The following is a 16,229-nucleotide window of genomic DNA, read 5'->3' on the forward strand; positions in this document are numbered from 1 at the left end:
TGCACCATCCAGGTAAACCTTCTTGACACAGATTCTTCTTGTGTCAAGCTGACGCTGTGACCAGCTTCACCGAGCGGACCAAGGCGACGCTTCGCGAGGCACTGCTGGACGCGGCCGCGGACTTGCTCCCCGACCGCGGCCACCAGGGCCTCCGGATGGCCGACGTCGCAGCGAAAGCCGGGGTCAGCAGGCAGACGGTCTACAACGAGTTCGGCAGCAAGGCGGCGCTCACCCAGGCCGTCGCGCTGCGCGTCGCGGCCGAATTCCTCGACGGCATCCGCTGCCGGTTCGAGGACGCGGAGAGTTTGCTCACGGGCATCCGTGGCGCGGTCGTCTACACGATCGAACACGCCAGGGAGAACCGGCTGATCGCGGCGGCGCTCGGCACCGAGGCCGGCGAGGACCTGCTTCCCCTGCTGACCTCGCGCGGCGAGCCGATCCTCACCGCGGCGGCCGAACTCGCGACCCAGCAGTACCTCGAACTCGAACCCCGGCTCACGCCGGAAGCCGCCGCGCTGCTCGCCGAAACGGTGGTCCGGCTGTCGCTGAGCCACCTGGTGCTGCCGACGCATTCCGCGTCCGAGGCCGCCGAGTCGGTCCTCGCGGTGCTCGCCCCCGCCATCGACCAATTCGTCCACAATGGAGTGAAACGAGAGGGCCAGTCATGACCGAGACGCTTCCGGAGCTGCGCAGCGGATTCTCGTCCCTGCGCAAGGGCGGGCTGAACTGGGACTCGTTCCCGTTGCGGTTGTTCGTCAAGGGCAACAAGAAGTTCTGGAACCCGGCCGACCTCGACTTCAGCCAGGAACGTGCGGGCTGGGAAAGCCTGACGCCCGAACAACAACGCTCCACCACCTACCTCGTGGCGCAGTTCATCGCGGGCGAGGAGGCGGTGACCGAGGACATCCAGCCGTTCATGCGCGCGATGTCGTCGACCGGCCGCTTCGGCGACGAGATGTACCTGACGCAGTTCTGTTTCGAAGAGGCCAAACACGTCGAGGTCTTCCGGCGATGGATGGACGCCGTCGGACTGGACAAGGACCTGCACTCCTACGTCGCGGAAAATCCGCACTACCGCAAGCTTTTCTACGAGGAACTGCCGCAGTCGCTGCGCGCGCTGGAGGACGATCCCAGTCCGCTCAACCAGATTCGCGCGAGCGTGACGTACAACCACGTGATCGAGGGAAGTCTCGCCCTCACCGGGTACTACTCGTGGCAGCTGATCTGCACGCAGAACCAGATCCTGCCGGGAATGCAGGAATTGGTGCGCCGCATCGGCGATGACGAACGCCGGCACATGGCGTGGGGCACTTTCACCTGTCGACGGCACGTCGCTGCGGACGACGCGATGTGGGACGCCGTTCAGGAACGCATGGGCGAACTGCTGCCGCACGCGCTCGGCATGATCCAGTGGGTGCAGGACCAATTCGAGGAAGTCCCATTCGACAACGACCCCGAGGAATTGATCCAGTACGCCGCTGACCGCGCCCAGCGCCGCCTCGGTGCGATCGAATCCGCGCGGGGCACGCCGGTCGAGCAGATCGACCTCGACTACTCGCCGGAACAGCTCGAAGACACCTTCGGCGAGGAAGACGAAAAGGCGCTCGCGGAGGCCGCCGCAGCCGCCTCCGCCTGACCTGGACCGGCGGCCGTCCACTTCGGACGGCCGCCGGGTTGCGTCACGCGTGCTTCTGCGCCGCTGCCTGCTCCAGCCCGAGCAGAGTCACCGACTGCTGGCGCATTTCGACCTTGCGCACCTTTCCGGTGACGGTCATCGGGAATTCCTCGACCACGTGGATGTAGCGCGGGATCTTGTAGTGCGCCAGTTTGCCCTGGCAGAACTCGCGTACTGCTTCCGCGGTCAGCGCCTCCGCGCCCTCGCGCATTCGGATCCAGGCCATCAATTCCTCGCCGTACTTGACGTCCGGCACGCCGATCACCTGCGCGTCCAGCACATCCGGGTGGGTGTAGAGGAATTCCTCGATCTCGCGCGGGTAGATGTTCTCACCGCCGCGGATCACCATGTCCTTGATCCGGCCGGTGATGTTGATATATCCCTCGTCGTCCATGATCGCGAGGTCGCCGGTGTGCATCCAGCGCGCGGCGTCGATCGCCTCGGCGGTCTTTTCCGGTTCCTCCCAATAGCCGAGCATCACCGAATAACCGCGGGTGCACAGTTCGCCCGGGGTGCCGCGCGGCACGGTCAGCCCGGTTTCCGGATCGACCACTTTGGACTCCAGATGCGGGCCGACCCGGCCCACCGTGGACACCCGGCGCTCCACCGAATCGTCGGCGCGGGTCTGCGTGGACACCGGCGACGTCTCGGTCATGCCGTAGCAAATGGACACCTCGGTCATCCCCATCCGGTCGATGACCTGCTTCATCACCTCGACCGGGCAAGGCGATCCGGCCATGATGCCGGTGCGCAGCGAACCGAGGTCGAACGTCTCGAACTCCGGGTGGTTCAGCTCGGCGATGAACATCGTCGGCACGCCGTAAAGCGACGTACAGCGTTCAGCGGCGACCGCGGCGAGCGTGGCCTTCGGGTCGAACGCCGGGGCCGGGATGACCATGCACGAACCGTGGCTGGTGCACGCGAGATTGCCCATCACCATGCCGAAGCAGTGATAGAAGGGCACCGGGATGCAAACCCGGTCCTCCTCGGTGTAGTTGCACAGTTCGCCGACGAAATAACCGTTGTTGAGGATGTTGTGGTGGCTGAGCGTCGCGCCCTTGGGGAAGCCGGTGGTGCCGCTCGTGTACTGGATGTTGATCGGATCGTCCGCCGACAGCGCGGCCTGCAGCTGCGCGAGCCGCGCCGGGTCGCCGCCGCGGCCGGAATCCATGAGCTCCGTCCACGAGGAAGTGCCGAGCAATACGACCGCTTCGACGCCGGGGCAGTTCGGCCGGACCTCCTCGATCATCGCGGCGTAGTCGGAGGTCTTGAACTTGTCCGCCGCCACGAGCATCCGGATGCCCGCCTGGTTGAGCACGTACTGCAGTTCGTGCGAACGGTAGGCCGGGTTGATGTTGACCAGGATCGCGCCGATTTTCGCCGTCGCGTATTGGAGGAACGTCCATTCCGCCCGGTTCGGCGACCAGATGCCGACGCGGTCGCCCTTGCCGATGCCGGAGGCCAGCAGCCCGTGCGCGAGGGTGTCGACCTCAGCGGCGAGTTCGCGGTAGGTCCAGCGGGCGCCTGCTTCGCGGTCGACGAGCGCGTCCCGGTCGCCGAACGCGGCCACGGTGCGGTCGAAATTGTCCCCGATCGTGTCGCCGAGCAGGGGGACGCTGGAGGTCCCGGAGGCGTAACTCGGCAGTGCAGGCGCGTCAGGCATCGGTGCCTCCCGTGGCGGTCTTCCTCGACGAAGGTGAGTCTAAGCTTGATTTCGGACCTTTCCGCCACCCTCGTTATGGGGTGCGCTCGCACGAGCGGCTGATCGTCGTGCGCGTTCCGCTACCCTCGGTGCGGGTTGTTCGCGCACGAGGGGATTGGGACGTTGCCAGAGGAATTCTCCCTGGGCTGGACCGAGACCGACGTGGCCGTGCGGCGCACCGGGCTGCCCGCGTCGTGGCATCCGTTCGAGATCCGCAGCGCGGGCGCGACGATGACCGAGCACAACCGGCTGGCCGAGCAAGCGTGGAACGCGCTGCGGAGCCGGGGCCTCGCCGACGCGGAGAAACTCGACCGGGACGTCGAAGCGACCCTGCGCGCCTGGACGAGGCCGGACGTGCTGATCATCGTGCGCGCGGCCGAACCGCCTTCCGGGACGGTGCTGTACCGCGCGTGCATCGGCGAGGGTCTCGGCGTGTTCTCGGAAGAGGTCGACGACGGGATCCGCTTCCGGCAGGTCCGGCCGGAGCGGCTGGTGGATCTGGTGCTGAGCATGTTCCCGCCTTATCCGGCGCTGCCCGTTTCCCCGGTGGCGATCACCCAAGCCCCGCCGCCGAAACGCAACGCCGAGGCTCCGGCCCCCTCCCGCCAGGATCGCGACGCGCTGGCGGGGTACTCGCAGTGGCCGCTGCACCGGCACGGAACCGTGGAGCTTTCGCTGCGGCCAGGGCAAGGCACGCTGCGCCCGATCTCGACCGCGACGTTCGTGGACACCGACGGCGGGCGGTACCTGACGTTTTCGGAACCATTGCCCGACGGCGGGTTCCGGCTGCACTTCACGCCTTCGACGGGCGCACACCTGCGGAAATGGCTGCTGGAGACGATCGAAGAGGGCGTGCGCTGAGAATTCAGGGCTAATCCCCGATGCCCGGCCCCGCGCGGCACGGCAGGATCGAAGCCATGCGATTCCACCTAGTCGACGCCTTCACCGACCAGGCCTTCGCCGGCAACCCGGCAGGCGTCGTCGTGCTCGAACAACCCGCTGACGCAACGTGGATGCAGCAGGTCGCGGCGGAGATGAAGCACTCCGAGACCGCCTTTGTCGTCGACGCGGGCGAGGGAGCGAAATCGCTCCGCTGGTTCACCCCGACCGACGAGGTCTCACTCTGTGGACACGCCACCATCGCCGTCACGCATGTCCTTGGCGGACACCAGGTTTACGACACCCTCAGCGGCCAGCTGACCTGCACCAAGGCTGGCGGCTGGATCGAGATGGACTTCCCCGCCGACCCGCCCGTCGAGACCGGCGAAGACCTCTCCCACATCCTCGACCTGCCCACGAAGTTCACCGGACGGGCTCGCGAGAACCTCTTCGTGGTGCTCGAAAACGCCGAAACGGTCCAGAACGCCCAGCCGAACCTCGACGCCCTCCGCGCCACCTGGACCGGACGGCTCGTCATCACCGCGCGGGGAGACGACTTCGTCAGCCGGTTCTTCGGCCCCGGCGTAGGCGTCGACGAGGATCCCGTCACCGGTTCCGCGCACTGCTCGCTGGCCCCGTACTGGGCCGGGGAATTGGGCAAAACCGCTCTCGTCGGACAGCAGATCTCCGCCCGAGGAGGAACCGTGCGCACCGAAGTCCGCGACGACCGCGTGCTGCTGCGCGGCCAGGCCGTCACCGTAGCGAGCGGGGAGCTGTACGTCTGATGCGACTGATTCTCAACGTGATCTGGCTCGTCCTCGCCGGCTTCTGGATGGCGCTGGGCTACCTGCTGGCCGGCGCGATCTGCTGCGTCCTGATCGTCACGATCCCGTTCGGCATCGCGTCGTTCCGGATCGCGAACTACGCGCTGTGGCCGTTCGGCCGCACGGTGGTCGACCGGCGCGAGGCCGGGGTCGGCTCGTTCGTCGGCAACGTGATCTGGTTCCTGGTCGCCGGGCTGTGGCTCAGCATCGGCCACCTGATCACCGGGGCCCTGCAGTGCCTCACGATCATCGGCATCCCGCTGGGACTGGCCAACTTCAAGATGATCCCGATCTCGCTGATGCCGCTGGGCAAGGAGATCGTGGACTCCTGAGGTCCTCGCTCCGACCGAGGTGAACCGGGCCGCGACAGCCCGGTTCACCTCGTGGTCCGTCCGCAGGTTCCACCGAAAAATAATTTCGTCTTGACAACTCAAACCTTCGGAAGCAAGCTAGGCCGCATGGCAAACACCCGCAAGCTGGTCCTGGGTTTCTACGTCTCGCTCGACGGCAAGAGCGCCGACGCCGACAACGGCATCCGCGACGTCATGATGACCACCGATGACCCCGAACAGGAGAAGTACTTCGTCGACCAACTGTGGGACGCCGGAGCCTTCCTCATGGGCCGCAACACTTACGAGGCCATGGCGGGCTTCTGGCCCACCTCCGGCCACCCTTCGGCCGAGGCCATGAACACGATCCCCAAGGTCGTGTTCTCCAGAACCCTCGCCAAGGCCGACTGGCCCGAGACCCGGATCGCCAGCGGCGACCTCGCCGAAGAGATCGCCAAGCTCAAGGCCGAGCCGGGCAAGGATCTCGTCGCCGCGGGCGGCACCGAGTTTCTCCACTCGCTGATCAAGCTCGGCGTGGTCGACGAGTACCGGCTGTGGGTGCTCCCCGCCGTCACCGGCAAAGGCGCGGCGCTGTTCCCCGAACTGGACGAGGCCCGGCGGCTGCGCCTGGTGAAGAGCACGGCCTTCCCGTCCGGGATTCTCGAACTGCGGTACGCCCCGGCGGACTAGTCCTCCGGCTCGAAGGGCAGCTTCACCACGAGGCACGGCCCGCCGACGAACAGCCCGCCGTCGATGCCCAGCGCCTTCCCCCCGGCGTAGAGATACGGGCCCTCGATCTGCGTCGGGTGAATGCCCAGCTGGTCGGCGATCACGCTGTGCCCGTGGACGATCCGCGACCCGCCCAGCGCACCGAGGAGCCGGTCCGCGTTCTCCTCGCCGTCCGGGCCGCGGAAGGCGTACCGGGTGGTCATCCGGCGCCACACGTCCCACCAGGCCTCGATGTTGCTGCCGGAGAGAATGTCGCGCGCGGTGGCGTTGATCGTGTCGAGGTCCTCGCCCCAGTCGAGGTACTCCAGGGTGTCCGAGTGCAGCAGCAGATGGTCCTCGTCGACCGCGACGAGCGGCCGTTCGGTGAGCCATTCGATGTGCTCGGGGGTGAGCCGGTCCTGGTCCGACAGCAGGCCGCCGTTGATCTCCCAGCTGCGCGCGAAACTGCGCGGCCCGAAGTCGGACGGCACCGGGCGGTCGCCGAAGTGGTACATCCCCAGCAGCAGGATCTCGTGGTTGCCGAGCAGCATCTGCACCGAGCCGCCGGACTTCTCCGCCTGCTCCCGCAGTTCGCGCACGAGATCGATCACCCCGACGCCGTCCGGGCCGCGGTCGGTGAAGTCGCCGAGGAACCACAACCGGTCGTCGACGCCGGCCCAGTTGCCGTCGCTGTCGACCAGGCCCTCGGCGCGCAGTGCGTCAACCAGGGCGTCCCGGTGCCCGTGGACGTCGCCCACCACATAGACGCTCATCGCTCGACGATATGCCCTGATCCCGGGCGGTGGGCGGTCAGCCTTCGCCGAACGGGTCGAGCGTTCGCCCGATCAGGTCGGCGACCGAGCCGATCACCTTCGTCGGCCGGTACGGGTAGTTCTCCACCGATTCCTCGTTCGAGATGCCGGTGAGCACCAGGATGGTCTGCAATCCAGCCTCGATCCCGGAGTGCACGTCGGTGTCCATCCGGTCGCCGATCATGAGCGTCGACTCCGAATGCGCGCCCAGCCGGCGCAGCGCCGAGCGCATCATCAGCGGGTTCGGCTTGCCGACGTAGTACGGCGAGCGGCCGGTGGCCTTCTCGATCAGCGCCGCGACGGACCCGGTGGCCGGCATCGAGCCCTCGACGCTCGGGCCGGTCGCGTCGGGGTTGGTCGCGATGAACTTCGCGCCGCCCTCGATCAGCCGGATCGCACGCGTGATCGCGCTGAAGCTGTACGTGCGGGTCTCGCCGAGCACCACGTAGTCCGGGTCGCGTTCGGTCAGCACGTAACCGACCTCGTGCAGCGCCGTGGTGAGCCCGGCCTCGCCGATCACGAACGCCGAGCCGTTCGGCCGCTGCGAGGCGAGGAACTTCGCGGTGGCCAGCGCCGAGGTCCAGATGGACTCCTCCGGAATGTCCAATCCGGTGCGCAACAACCGCGCGCGCAAGTCGCGCGGGGTGTAGATCGAGTTATTGGTGAGCACTAAAAAGTCGATATCGTTGTTCCGCAGTTCGGCGAGGAACTCGTCCGCTCCCGGGACCAGGTGTTCCTCCTTGACCAGCACACCGTCCATGTCGGAGAGATACGTCCACCGGCCTTCGCTCATGCGCGAAAACCTATCACGCGCGCGAGACGCCTGCGGCATACGACGAAAGCGGCTACAGTGGAAATTGCCGGGAAACGCGAGGGGAGTCGCGCTCCCGGTCACCGAGGGGGTTCGGGGGAATCTTTTCAGTAAGCACCGGCGTAAGCGCCGTTATGCAATTCTTCCTGCCCCTTGCCTTGAAGGGGGAAAGCACATGACCGAAATCGCCGAACGTCCGGCGGTCGTGGGTCCGATCACCGGGCCTACCTGGGGGTTGACCAAGTTCCTCGACCCGCTTCCGGTGCCTCCGGTACTGCGGCCGCCGTGGTGGGGACAGGACATGATCACCATTCCGATGGTGGCGAAACAGCAGCAACTGCACTCGCAATTGCCGCCGACCACCTTGTGGACATACGCGGGACATTTCCCGGGTCCGACAATCGAAGTGCGCAGCGGTAAACAGCTGCGGATTTCGTGGTCGAACGAAATAACGGGCAAGTTCCCGTTGGTCGCCGTGCAGGGCCCGGTGGCCGACGGGCCGACCAGCCGCCCCGGCCGCGAGCTCGACCGGCCCGGCTACTCGATCGTCGACGGCGTCGCGGACCTGCCCGCCTGGACCGTCGTCCACCTGCACGGAGCCCGGACCAACGCGGGCGACGACGGCTGGGCGCACAACGCCGGTCTCCAGGGCACCTCGCAGCTCGCCGAGTACCAGAACCGGCAGCAGGCGATGCCGCTCTGGTACCACGACCACGCCATGGCGATCACGCGTTTCAACGTCCACACGGGCCTGGCCGGGATGTACCTGATCCGCGACGACGAGGAGGACGAGCTCGGCCTGCCCAGCCGCGATCGCGAGCTGCCGCTGATCCTGACCGACCGCAACCTCGACCTCGATCCGGCGACCGGCCGGCTCACCGGGCAGCTGCTGTACAAGTTCCCGTACGTGCCGAACGGGCCGATGATCCCGTTCTCCGGTCCGTTCACTCTGGTCAACGGCGTGATCTGGCCGCACCTGGACGTTTCCGCGCGGTGGTACCGCTTCCGGCTGCTCAACGCGGCCAACTCCCGGTTCTTCACGCTGAACCTGGTCGACGAGAACAACGTGCCGCGCAACGACGCCGTCCGCCTGATCGGCACCGACGGCGGGTTGCTGCCCGAGCCCGCTCCGTTGCCGTCCGGCGGTCTGACCGTCGCGCCCGCCGAGCGCTTCGACGTGCTGATCGACTTCAGCCGGTTCAGGGGGCGGAAAGTCAAGCTGCGCAACGCCGATCCGCGTCTCGGCGGGGTCGAGCCGGACGTCATGGAGTTCCGGGTGGACAGCCGCGCGAAGCACGATTCGTTCGAACTGCCCGAAAAGCTCTCGACGTCCTACGTTCGGATCAAGCACGGTTCGACGCTGCCGGAGGACCACGACCACGTCTGGGTCGCGCTGCTGCTCAACGCGAGCGGCCATCCGGAGATGTGGGACCTCGAACAGGTGGACGCCGATCCGGGCGGCAAGGGGATCATCCAGATCAACGACCCGGCGGGCGGGCTGAAGACGTTCCGGATGATCGGGCGGATCTTCGACGACACCACCGGCATCTTCATCAACCACGACAAGTGGGCGGTGTGGAACATCGTGCACGTCGCGAACGGCGGGCCCGCGCACCCGTTCCACATCCACCTGACCGAATTCCAGGCGCTCTTCCGGCGCAGCTTCGCCACGACCTTCGACCCGGCTACCGAACGCACGGCCAGGCCGATCGACGGGTTCGCGGAGGTCCCGCTGGAGAAGTACGAGGAGGGCTGGAAGGACACGATCATCGTGGATCCCGGCCAGTGGGTGAGCGTGGCCGGGCAGTTCGGCGGCGGTACCGGCGAGTTCATGTACCACTGCCACATCCTCGACCACGAGGACAAGGGAATGATGCGGCCGTTCGTCGTGCACCCGCCCGAGGTGGCGAAGTTCCACGTCCACCCGGGCGGCGGCCACCACCACGACGGCTGACCGGGTCCGCTTGCGCCCCAATGTGGCGTTCGGTGCCCCCGTCGATGGGCCTGGCGCGCGATGCCAAGGTCTGTGAGGGGAACCCTGAGGGAATCAGATTCCCTCAGGGTTCCCCTCACAGACCTACGCCGGAACAGAGCCGCACTCCGCGCTACCGAGAAAACCTCAATGTGGCACTCGGCTCAGGAAGCCGCGGCCGGGTGCACCGCCACGGTCGCGGCCTTCACCGACAGCGCCACCGCCGAGCCGGGCTCCAGCGCCAGTTCGGCGACCGCGGCCGGGGTGAGGTCGGCGGTCAGGCCGTGTGCCCAGCCGCCGCCCTCGGTCCGGACGCGGATCACCGGTCCGTGCGGTTCCAGCGCCGCGACGACGGCGTCGGTCGTGTTGCGCGGGCTGCCGTGGTGCTCGCCGTCGTGCGGATAAACCGCGACGGCGTTCGGCTCGAACACCGCGACCGCGGCCTCGCCCACCACGGCGTCCGGCGTCAGCAAACCGGCCACCACCTCGCCTGAGGGCGTGCGCAATCCTTCCGCCACCGCGACTCCGGAGACCAGGTTGAGCCCGGCGATCCGCGCAGTGAAAGCAGTCCGCGGCGCCGCGAGCACCGCACGCGTCGGCCCGCGTTCCACGATGCGGCCACCGTTCATCACCGCGACGTGGTCGGCCAGGGCCAATGCGTCCAGCGGATCGTGCGTGACCAGCACTGTGGTCGGGCCGTTGCGCAGCACTCGGCGCAGCAGGCCGCGGATCGCCGGCGCCGAGTCCACGTCGAGCGCGGCGAACGGCTCGTCCAGCAACAGCAGATCCGGCGCGGAAGCCAAGGCCCGCGCGATCGCCACCCGCTGCTGCTGCCCGCCGGACAGCTGGCTCGGCCGCCGGTTCGCGAATTCCGACGCGTCCACTTCGCCCAGCCACCACAAGGCGATCTCCCGCGCCTCCGCCCGGCTGGTGCCGGTCGAACGCGGCGAGAACGCGACGTTGTCCAATGCGGACAGATGCGGGAAAAGCAGCGCGTCCTGGGACAACAGGCCGATCCGCCGTTCGTGCGGAGGCAGGTCGACCTCGTTCCCGGCCAGCAGCCGGTCGGCGAGCGTGACGTCGGCCGAGGTCACCGACAGCAGACCGGCGAGGCCGCCGAGCACAGTGGACTTCCCGGAGCCGTTGGGCCCGAGCAGCGCGAGCACCGAGCCGCCGGGCACGGTGAACTCGACGTCGAGCGAGAACTCGCCGCGGGTCAGCGCCAGCTTCGCCGACAGGGTCACCGCAGCCCGCCTTCCCACGACCGCGGCCGCGCGACCGCGATGACCAGGACCGCGACCACGATGAGCAGCAACGCGAGCGCGACCGCGCTGTCGATGTCCACTTCGGCCTGTGTGTAGACCTCGATCGGCAGCGTCCGGGTGACGCCTTCCAGACTGCCCGCGAACGTGATGGTCGCGCCGAACTCCCCGAGCGCGCGGGCGAAGCTCAGTACCACGCCGGAGCCCAGCGCCGGGAGCAGCAACGGCAGCGTCACCCGGCGGAACACCGTCCACGGGCGCGCGCCGAGCGTCGAAGCGACCTGCTCGTAGCGGTCGCCGGAGCCGCGCAGCGCGCCTTCCAGGCTGACGACGAGGAACGGCATCGCCACGAACGTCTGCGCGATCACCACCGCGGCCGTCGTGAACGGCACCTGCTCGCCGGTCAGCCAGGTGAGCAAGATGCCGAGGAAACCCTTGCGGCCCAGCAGGTACAGCAGAGCCAGGCCGCCGACCACCGGCGGCAGCACGAGCGGCAGCAACACGATCGACCGCAGCATCCGCACGCCCGGCACCCGGGAGCGGGCCAGCACGATCGCCAGCGGGACGCCGAGCACCACACAGGCCACTGTGGACAGTGCGGCGGTCACCAGCGACAGCCGGAGCGCGTTCAGCGACGAGGACGTGACCAGCAGCGACGGCAGCCGGGTGAGATCGGACCGCACCAGGAGGCCGACGACCGGCAGCACCACGAGCGCGAGCGCGGCGACGGCGGGGAACCAGAGGATCAGGGGCACCCGGGCGTGCGGCGGCCGGGTCTCGGCCGCCGCGCCCGCCTTACTTGCCAGGGCCGAACCCGATCTTGGCCAGTTCGGCCTTGCCCTCAGTGCCAAGGATGAAGTCGCTGAACTGCTTCGCCAGCGCCGCCTGCGGGGCGTTCTTCACCACCGCGATCGGGTACTGGTTCACCGCGCCCGAGGACTCCGGGAAGTCGACCTTGTCCACTTTGCCCGCGGCCGAGGTCGCGTCGGTGACGTACACCAGGCCGGCGTCAGCGTCGCCCGACTGGACCTTCGCCAGCACCTGCTTGACGTTCGTCTCCTCGCTGACCGGCTTGAGCGTGGTCTTGGTGGTCTGCTCGACCTTCTGCGTGGCCGCGCCGCACGGCACCTGCTGCGCGCACACGACCACGTTCAGGCCGGGCTTGGTCAGGTCGGCGAAGGTCTTGATGCCCTTCGGGTTCCCCTTGGCCACGGCGATCGCGAGCTTGTTGGTGGCGAAGACGGTCGGCTGGCCGTCGATCACGCCGTCCTGCACGGCCTTGCCCATGTTCTTCTGGTCCGCCGAGGCGAACACGTCGGCCTTGGCCCCGTTGTCCAGCTTCTGCACGAGCGCGGAGGAACCCTCGTAGTCGAAGGTGACCTTGACGCCCGGGTGCGCCGCCTCGAACTGCTTGCCGAGCACGTTGAAGGATTCGGTGAGCGAGGCCGCGGCGAACACGGTCAGCGTGCCGCCTCCCGGAGCGGGCGCGGACGCGGAACCCGCACCCGGGGCGGAGCTGGGCTGGTCGCCGGAGCTGCAGGCACTGGCGGCCAACGCGATCGCCGCGGTTCCGGCGACGGCGAGGGCGAGCTTCTTCATCTGGATCCTTCCGGGGTTTCCACCACGACGGTGGTCGCCTTGACCACGGCGACCGCGAGCACGCCCGGGCGCAGCCCGAGTTCGCGGACCGCCTCGGTGCTCATCAGTGACACCACTCGGTGCGCCCCGCACTGCAGTTCGACCTGCGCCATCACCTTGTCGGTGACGACCTCGGTGACGAGCCCGACGAAGCGGTTGCGCGCGGAGCGGCCGACCGCCGACGGGTCGTCCGGTTCAGTGGCTTGGGCCCGCGCGAACCCGGCGAGCTGAGCGCCGTCGACGACCTTGCGGCCGGCGGCGTCGTCCGTCGCGGTCAACTGACCCGCGCGAACCCACCGCCGGACGGTGTCGTCGCTTACGCCGAGCAGCCGAGCGGCCTCGGACAACCGAAATTGCGGCATGGTCGAAACATTATCCCCGCAGATGCGGAAAAGCTATGCGGGCCGCGCATTTTCGCGTAACGCTTCGAGCATTGCGAACTGATAACGCCCGAGGACTTTCCGTTCTGCGGAAGTGAACTCCGCGAGCACCCCGGCGAGCCGCCCGGCCACCCGCTCCGAGATGGCGTCGAGCCGTTCCCGGCCGGCCTCGGTGATCGTCACGAGCACCTTCCGGCGATCGGTCCGGTCGCGTTCGCGCAGCACCAGACCGGCCTTCTCCAGCCGGTCGAGCACCCCGGTCACCGCACCCGTCGACAGGCCGGTGAGCTGCCCGATTCGGCCCGGGGTAAGGGAATCCGCGGTTTGCCCGGCGAGCTCGAGAGCTTGCAGCCCGGTCGCCGAAAGCCCTTCGAGCGCGGCGTCGCGAGCGTGCCGGAGGACGGCGTGCGTGCGCAGCTGTGCCGCCAGCGCCGCGAAGTGAGTCAGCTCACTATTCGTCTCGCCGGTGCTCACCGAGTGCCTCCACATCGGAACCGAGGGTGGTTTCCAGGATTTTCGCAAGACTGCCTTTTACGACGCCGCAAGCTATCCTGAGCGTAATGACAGCAGTACATCTCGGGTTTCCTCGCGTCCCCGGCAACCGAGGCCCGTCCGGCACGCCCCGGCCCGAGCACCCCGGTCTCGTCGATTCCTTCGGCCGCGTCGCGACCGACCTGCGGGTCTCCCTCACCGACCGATGCAATCTGCGCTGCACGTACTGCATGCCGGCCGAGGGGCTCGACTGGATGCCCAGCGACCAGGTGCTCACCGACGACGAACTGGTCCGGCTCATGCGGATCGCGGTGGAGACGCTCGGCGTCACCGACATCCGGCTCACCGGCGGCGAACCGCTGCTGCGCCCGGGACTGGAGCGGATCGTCGAGCGGATCACCGCGCTCGAACCGCGCCCCCGGGTGTCCATGACCACCAACGGGATCGGGCTGGCCAAGCGCGCGCCCGGCCTCGTCTCGGCCGGACTCGACCGGATCAACGTCTCGCTGGACACCATCGACCGCGAGCGCTTCGCCGAACTGACCCGCCGCGACCGGCTTCCGCACGTGCTGGCCGGCCTCGCCGCCGCCCGCGACGCCGGGCTGTCGCCGGTCAAGATCAACTCGGTGCTGATGCGCGGCTACAACGAGCACGAGGCGGTCCCGCTGCTGCGGTTCTGCCTCGAAGAGGGCTACCACCTGCGGTTCATCGAGCAGATGCCGCTCGACGCGCAGCACGGCTGGAACCGCCGCGACATGGTCACCGCCGAGGAGATCCTCGCGATGCTCGGCGAGACCTTCACCCTCACCCCGTTCCCCGCTCCCCGCGGCGGTGCGCCCGCCGAGCGCTGGCTGGTTGACGGCGGACCGGGCGATGTGGGCGTGATCGCGTCGGTGACCAGGCCGTTCTGCTCCGCCTGCGAACGCACCCGGCTGACCGCCGACGGAGCCGTCCGCTCCTGCCTGTTCTCGAACGACGAGACGGACCTGCGTTCCCTCGTGCGCGCGGGCGCGCGCGATGAGGAGGTGGCGGACGCGTGGCGCGACACGATGTGGCGCAAGCTCGCGGGCCACGAGATCAACGAGGCCGGCTTCGCGCAGCCGATCCGGCCGATGAGCGCGATCGGCGGCTGAGCCATGACCTCTCCCTCCCCGTCCTCTTCTTCCCCGGTGACAGTCGTCGTCCGGTACTTCGCCTCGGCGCGGGCCGCGGCGGGCACTGAGGAGGAGAAGGTGGAGCTGGCGGCGGGCGCGACGGTGGCGGACGCCGTCCAGGCGCTGCGCGAGCTGCACCCCGGGCAACTTTCCCGCGTACTCGACGCGGCGAGCTTCCTGGTCAACGAGGTGGCGGTCCGCGATCGCGGCCGCGCGCTCAGTGACGGCTCCCACCTGGACATCCTCCCGCCGTTCGCCGGCGGTTGAGCTCCCGGAAAGCCCCCGTGCACCCGGCTGAGCGCCGCACTGACCGGCGGAGCGGCCATTCCCGGCCGATTGGTCCGGACCACGGTGAATGGCGGCACTGGCGCGCTGAGCGGTCGGCACGCTTTATCCCTACGCTCCGAAGTGTTTCGCTCACGGCGTATTTGCGCAGCTCAAAGAACCACTCGGCGGGCAGTGGCCGACGGTTGACGAGTGGTTTAGAGTGCCCGCTCTTATCTGCTGCGAATGGCCTCTTGACGCGTTATCGACGTGACCCAAGCCTCACGATCCGTGAAATATCTCGACTAGAAAACGGCCAGATAACGGCGCTCTGACCTGCGGAAACAAGCGGATCGAGCAAGGTTGCGTGCCGTTACTGTGACGTAGGTCACACCTCGAATGATTTCCGATCACGCCGAAAATTACGTACCGTCGCTTTTCGGTTGGCCCCGACCGACCAAGCAACACCGGGAATCCGTAGCGCCCAGCTCTGTCCAACGGATCCCCGGACCCATACCCCGAGCGAAAGCATTTCCGGACAGAGACGAGGGGACGAAGACGGCGCGTCGTGCGACGTCCGCGTCAGCCGCCCGGCAACGGGCGGACGGGCTCCCAACCCGACCCGCAGCACCGAGCTCGTAGGCGCAGGAATCGAGAAGTTTTCAGATGTCTTACCGAGGCAAGCACCGCAAGATGTCCGCTGCCACCCGCACCATCGCCCGTGTCGCAGTCGCGGGTATCGCGGTTGGCGCCCCCCTCGCGATCGCCGCGACCCCCGCGTCGGCGACCAACTGGGACGCCATCGCACAGTGCGAGAGCGGCGGCAACTGGAACACCAACACTGGCAACGGCTACTACGGTGGCCTCCAGTTCACCCAGAGCACCTGGAAGGCCTACGGCGGCACCGGCAGCCCGCAGGGCGCGTCGCGCGACCAGCAGATCGCCGTCGCCGAGCGCGTCATGCAGGGCCAGGGCCCGGGCGCGTGGCCGGTGTGCAGCAAGAAGGCCGGCAGCTCGGCCTCCTCGCACAAGGCGACCCCGAAGAAGAGCACCGCCACCAAGAAGGCGACCCCGAAGAGCGATGCCCCGAAGAAGCAGGTCACCCAGCCGGTGGCCGCGCTCGTGGCGAACTCCAACCCGAACGGTGACTACACAGTGAAGGCGGGCGACACGCTCTCGAAGATCGCCAAGGAGCACAACATCCAGGGCGGCTTCCAGAAGCTGCAGGACCTGAACAAGCAGTACGTGTCGAACGCGAACTTCATCGTGGTCGGCCAGAAGCTCGCCACCAAGTGAATCCCGGCCTCCTCGTGAGGCAGGTTCCGGC

General features: G+C 68.1%; 18 protein-coding genes. 10 read left to right on the forward strand and 8 right to left on the reverse strand.

Going from position 1 to position 16,229, the window contains the following annotated elements:
- The first annotated feature begins 56 nt into the window (after positions 1 to 56).
- Both ACZ7SW_RS22315 and ACZ7SW_RS22320 read left to right on the forward strand, forming a co-directional pair.
- The gene (locus ACZ7SW_RS22315; protein ID WP_470232341.1) at positions 57 to 668 is read left to right on the forward strand and encodes a TetR/AcrR family transcriptional regulator; all 612 of its coding nucleotides are present in this window, start codon (positions 57 to 59) and stop codon (positions 666 to 668) included.
- Positions 665 to 1,636 carry a R2-like ligand-binding oxidase gene (locus ACZ7SW_RS22320; protein WP_470232342.1) on the forward strand — a complete coding sequence of 324 codons (972 nt, stop codon included), beginning with the start codon at positions 665 to 667 and terminating at the stop codon, positions 1,634 to 1,636. Before ACZ7SW_RS22315 ends, ACZ7SW_RS22320 begins: the two co-directional genes overlap by 4 nt.
- A 43-nt stretch (positions 1,637 to 1,679) precedes the next feature.
- Here ACZ7SW_RS22320 and ACZ7SW_RS22325 read toward each other — a convergent pair whose 3' ends face one another.
- Positions 1,680 to 3,338, reverse strand: coding sequence for an AMP-binding protein (locus ACZ7SW_RS22325; protein ID WP_470232343.1), 1,659 nt, complete (start codon positions 3,336 to 3,338; stop codon positions 1,680 to 1,682).
- 162 nt (positions 3,339 to 3,500) lie between these two features.
- On the opposite strand from ACZ7SW_RS22325, the gene ACZ7SW_RS22330 reads away from it, so the two are divergent.
- From ACZ7SW_RS22330 to ACZ7SW_RS22345, 4 genes are all read left to right on the forward strand, one after another.
- Positions 3,501 to 4,238: an ESX secretion-associated protein EspG gene (locus tag ACZ7SW_RS22330; protein ID WP_470232344.1), complete on the forward strand. Its 738-nt coding sequence runs from the start codon at positions 3,501 to 3,503 to the stop codon at positions 4,236 to 4,238.
- Between the two features lie 56 nt (positions 4,239 to 4,294).
- Positions 4,295 to 5,041, forward strand: a complete 747-nt coding sequence (locus ACZ7SW_RS22335; protein ID WP_470232345.1) for a PhzF family phenazine biosynthesis protein — start codon at positions 4,295 to 4,297, stop codon at positions 5,039 to 5,041.
- Positions 5,041 to 5,412 carry a YccF domain-containing protein gene (locus tag ACZ7SW_RS22340; protein ID WP_470232346.1) on the forward strand — a complete coding sequence of 124 codons (372 nt, stop codon included), beginning with the start codon at positions 5,041 to 5,043 and terminating at the stop codon, positions 5,410 to 5,412. The genes ACZ7SW_RS22335 and ACZ7SW_RS22340 overlap by 1 nt, the downstream gene beginning before the upstream one ends.
- Before the next feature lie 126 nt (positions 5,413 to 5,538).
- On the forward strand, positions 5,539 to 6,099 hold the full coding sequence (locus ACZ7SW_RS22345; RefSeq protein WP_470232347.1) for a dihydrofolate reductase family protein: 561 nt from the start codon (positions 5,539 to 5,541) through the stop codon (positions 6,097 to 6,099).
- Here the strand turns inward: ACZ7SW_RS22345 and ACZ7SW_RS22350 are convergent.
- Both ACZ7SW_RS22350 and ACZ7SW_RS22355 read right to left on the reverse strand, forming a co-directional pair.
- A complete protein-coding gene (locus ACZ7SW_RS22350; protein WP_470232348.1) occupies positions 6,096 to 6,890 on the reverse strand; it encodes a metallophosphoesterase in 795 nt (264 codons plus the stop codon). The two genes, ACZ7SW_RS22345 and ACZ7SW_RS22350, sit on opposite strands and share 4 nt — an antisense overlap.
- 37 nt (positions 6,891 to 6,927) lie before the next feature.
- Positions 6,928 to 7,722, reverse strand: coding sequence for an HAD-IIA family hydrolase (locus ACZ7SW_RS22355; RefSeq protein WP_470232349.1), 795 nt, complete (start codon positions 7,720 to 7,722; stop codon positions 6,928 to 6,930).
- A gap of 193 nt (positions 7,723 to 7,915) precedes the next feature.
- Between ACZ7SW_RS22355 and ACZ7SW_RS22360 the strand changes: the two genes are divergently transcribed.
- Entirely contained in the window at positions 7,916 to 9,694 is a 1,779-nt protein-coding gene (locus ACZ7SW_RS22360; protein WP_470232350.1) for a multicopper oxidase domain-containing protein, read from the forward strand.
- A gap of 182 nt (positions 9,695 to 9,876) precedes the next feature.
- Here the strand turns inward: ACZ7SW_RS22360 and ACZ7SW_RS22365 are convergent, their stop codons facing one another.
- From ACZ7SW_RS22365 to ACZ7SW_RS22385, 5 genes are read right to left on the reverse strand one after another with little or no spacing between them, the layout of a single operon-like run.
- Positions 9,877 to 10,956 carry a sulfate/molybdate ABC transporter ATP-binding protein gene (locus ACZ7SW_RS22365; protein ID WP_470232351.1) on the reverse strand — a complete coding sequence of 360 codons (1,080 nt, stop codon included), beginning with the start codon at positions 10,954 to 10,956 and terminating at the stop codon, positions 9,877 to 9,879.
- On the reverse strand, positions 10,953 to 11,720 hold the full coding sequence (locus ACZ7SW_RS22370) for an ABC transporter permease (protein ID WP_470232610.1): 768 nt from the start codon (positions 11,718 to 11,720) through the stop codon (positions 10,953 to 10,955). Before ACZ7SW_RS22370 ends, ACZ7SW_RS22365 begins: the two co-directional genes overlap by 4 nt.
- A gap of 49 nt (positions 11,721 to 11,769) precedes the next feature.
- Complete coding sequence (modA, locus tag ACZ7SW_RS22375; RefSeq protein ID WP_470232352.1) at positions 11,770 to 12,573, reverse strand: molybdate ABC transporter substrate-binding protein; 804 nt, start codon at positions 12,571 to 12,573, stop codon at positions 11,770 to 11,772.
- The gene (locus ACZ7SW_RS22380; protein ID WP_470232353.1) at positions 12,570 to 12,974 is read right to left on the reverse strand and encodes a TOBE domain-containing protein; all 405 of its coding nucleotides are present in this window, start codon (positions 12,972 to 12,974) and stop codon (positions 12,570 to 12,572) included. The genes modA and ACZ7SW_RS22380 overlap by 4 nt, the downstream gene beginning before the upstream one ends.
- Positions 12,975 to 13,007: 33 nt before the next feature.
- Positions 13,008 to 13,466 (reverse strand): MarR family winged helix-turn-helix transcriptional regulator, encoded by a 459-nt coding sequence (locus ACZ7SW_RS22385; protein ID WP_470232354.1) that lies wholly within the window; start codon positions 13,464 to 13,466, stop codon positions 13,008 to 13,010.
- Between the two features lie 86 nt (positions 13,467 to 13,552).
- Here ACZ7SW_RS22385 and moaA point away from each other — a divergent pair, with 86 nt between their 5' ends.
- The 3 genes from moaA to ACZ7SW_RS22400 all read left to right on the forward strand — a co-directional run bounded on the left by moaA (position 13,553) and on the right by ACZ7SW_RS22400 (position 16,198).
- Positions 13,553 to 14,617 (forward strand): GTP 3',8-cyclase MoaA, encoded by a 1,065-nt coding sequence (gene moaA / locus ACZ7SW_RS22390; RefSeq protein WP_470232355.1) that lies wholly within the window; start codon positions 13,553 to 13,555, stop codon positions 14,615 to 14,617.
- Between the two features lie 3 nt (positions 14,618 to 14,620).
- Positions 14,621 to 14,905, forward strand: coding sequence for a MoaD/ThiS family protein (locus tag ACZ7SW_RS22395; protein ID WP_470232356.1), 285 nt, complete (start codon positions 14,621 to 14,623; stop codon positions 14,903 to 14,905).
- Positions 14,906 to 15,568: 663 nt separating this feature from the next.
- A complete protein-coding gene (locus ACZ7SW_RS22400) occupies positions 15,569 to 16,198 on the forward strand; it encodes a LysM peptidoglycan-binding domain-containing protein (RefSeq protein WP_470232357.1) in 630 nt (209 codons plus the stop codon).
- The last annotated feature ends 31 nt before the right edge of the window (positions 16,199 to 16,229 follow it).

The sequence above is a fragment of the Amycolatopsis sp. NPDC114484 genome (assembly GCF_055633755.1).

Coding starts and splice junctions, on each gene's coding strand:
- ACZ7SW_RS22320 (WP_470232342.1), top strand. CDS start 665: ATGACCGAGACGCTTCCGGAGCTGCGCAGCGGATTCTCGTCCCTGCGC.
- ACZ7SW_RS22325 (WP_470232343.1), bottom strand. CDS start 3,338: ATGCCTGACGCGCCTGCACTGCCGAGTTACGCCTCCGGGACCTCCAGC.
- ACZ7SW_RS22335 (WP_470232345.1), top strand. CDS start 4,295: ATGCGATTCCACCTAGTCGACGCCTTCACCGACCAGGCCTTCGCCGGC.
- ACZ7SW_RS22340 (WP_470232346.1), top strand. CDS start 5,041: ATGCGACTGATTCTCAACGTGATCTGGCTCGTCCTCGCCGGCTTCTGG.
- ACZ7SW_RS22345 (WP_470232347.1), top strand. CDS start 5,539: ATGGCAAACACCCGCAAGCTGGTCCTGGGTTTCTACGTCTCGCTCGAC.
- ACZ7SW_RS22350 (WP_470232348.1), bottom strand. CDS start 6,890: ATGAGCGTCTATGTGGTGGGCGACGTCCACGGGCACCGGGACGCCCTG.
- ACZ7SW_RS22355 (WP_470232349.1), bottom strand. CDS start 7,722: ATGAGCGAAGGCCGGTGGACGTATCTCTCCGACATGGACGGTGTGCTG.
- ACZ7SW_RS22360 (WP_470232350.1), top strand. CDS start 7,916: ATGACCGAAATCGCCGAACGTCCGGCGGTCGTGGGTCCGATCACCGGG.
- modA (WP_470232352.1), bottom strand. CDS start 12,573: ATGAAGAAGCTCGCCCTCGCCGTCGCCGGAACCGCGGCGATCGCGTTG.
- ACZ7SW_RS22380 (WP_470232353.1), bottom strand. CDS start 12,974: ATGCCGCAATTTCGGTTGTCCGAGGCCGCTCGGCTGCTCGGCGTAAGC.
- moaA (WP_470232355.1), top strand. CDS start 13,553: ATGACAGCAGTACATCTCGGGTTTCCTCGCGTCCCCGGCAACCGAGGC.
- ACZ7SW_RS22395 (WP_470232356.1), top strand. CDS start 14,621: ATGACCTCTCCCTCCCCGTCCTCTTCTTCCCCGGTGACAGTCGTCGTC.
- ACZ7SW_RS22400 (WP_470232357.1), top strand. CDS start 15,569: ATGTCTTACCGAGGCAAGCACCGCAAGATGTCCGCTGCCACCCGCACC.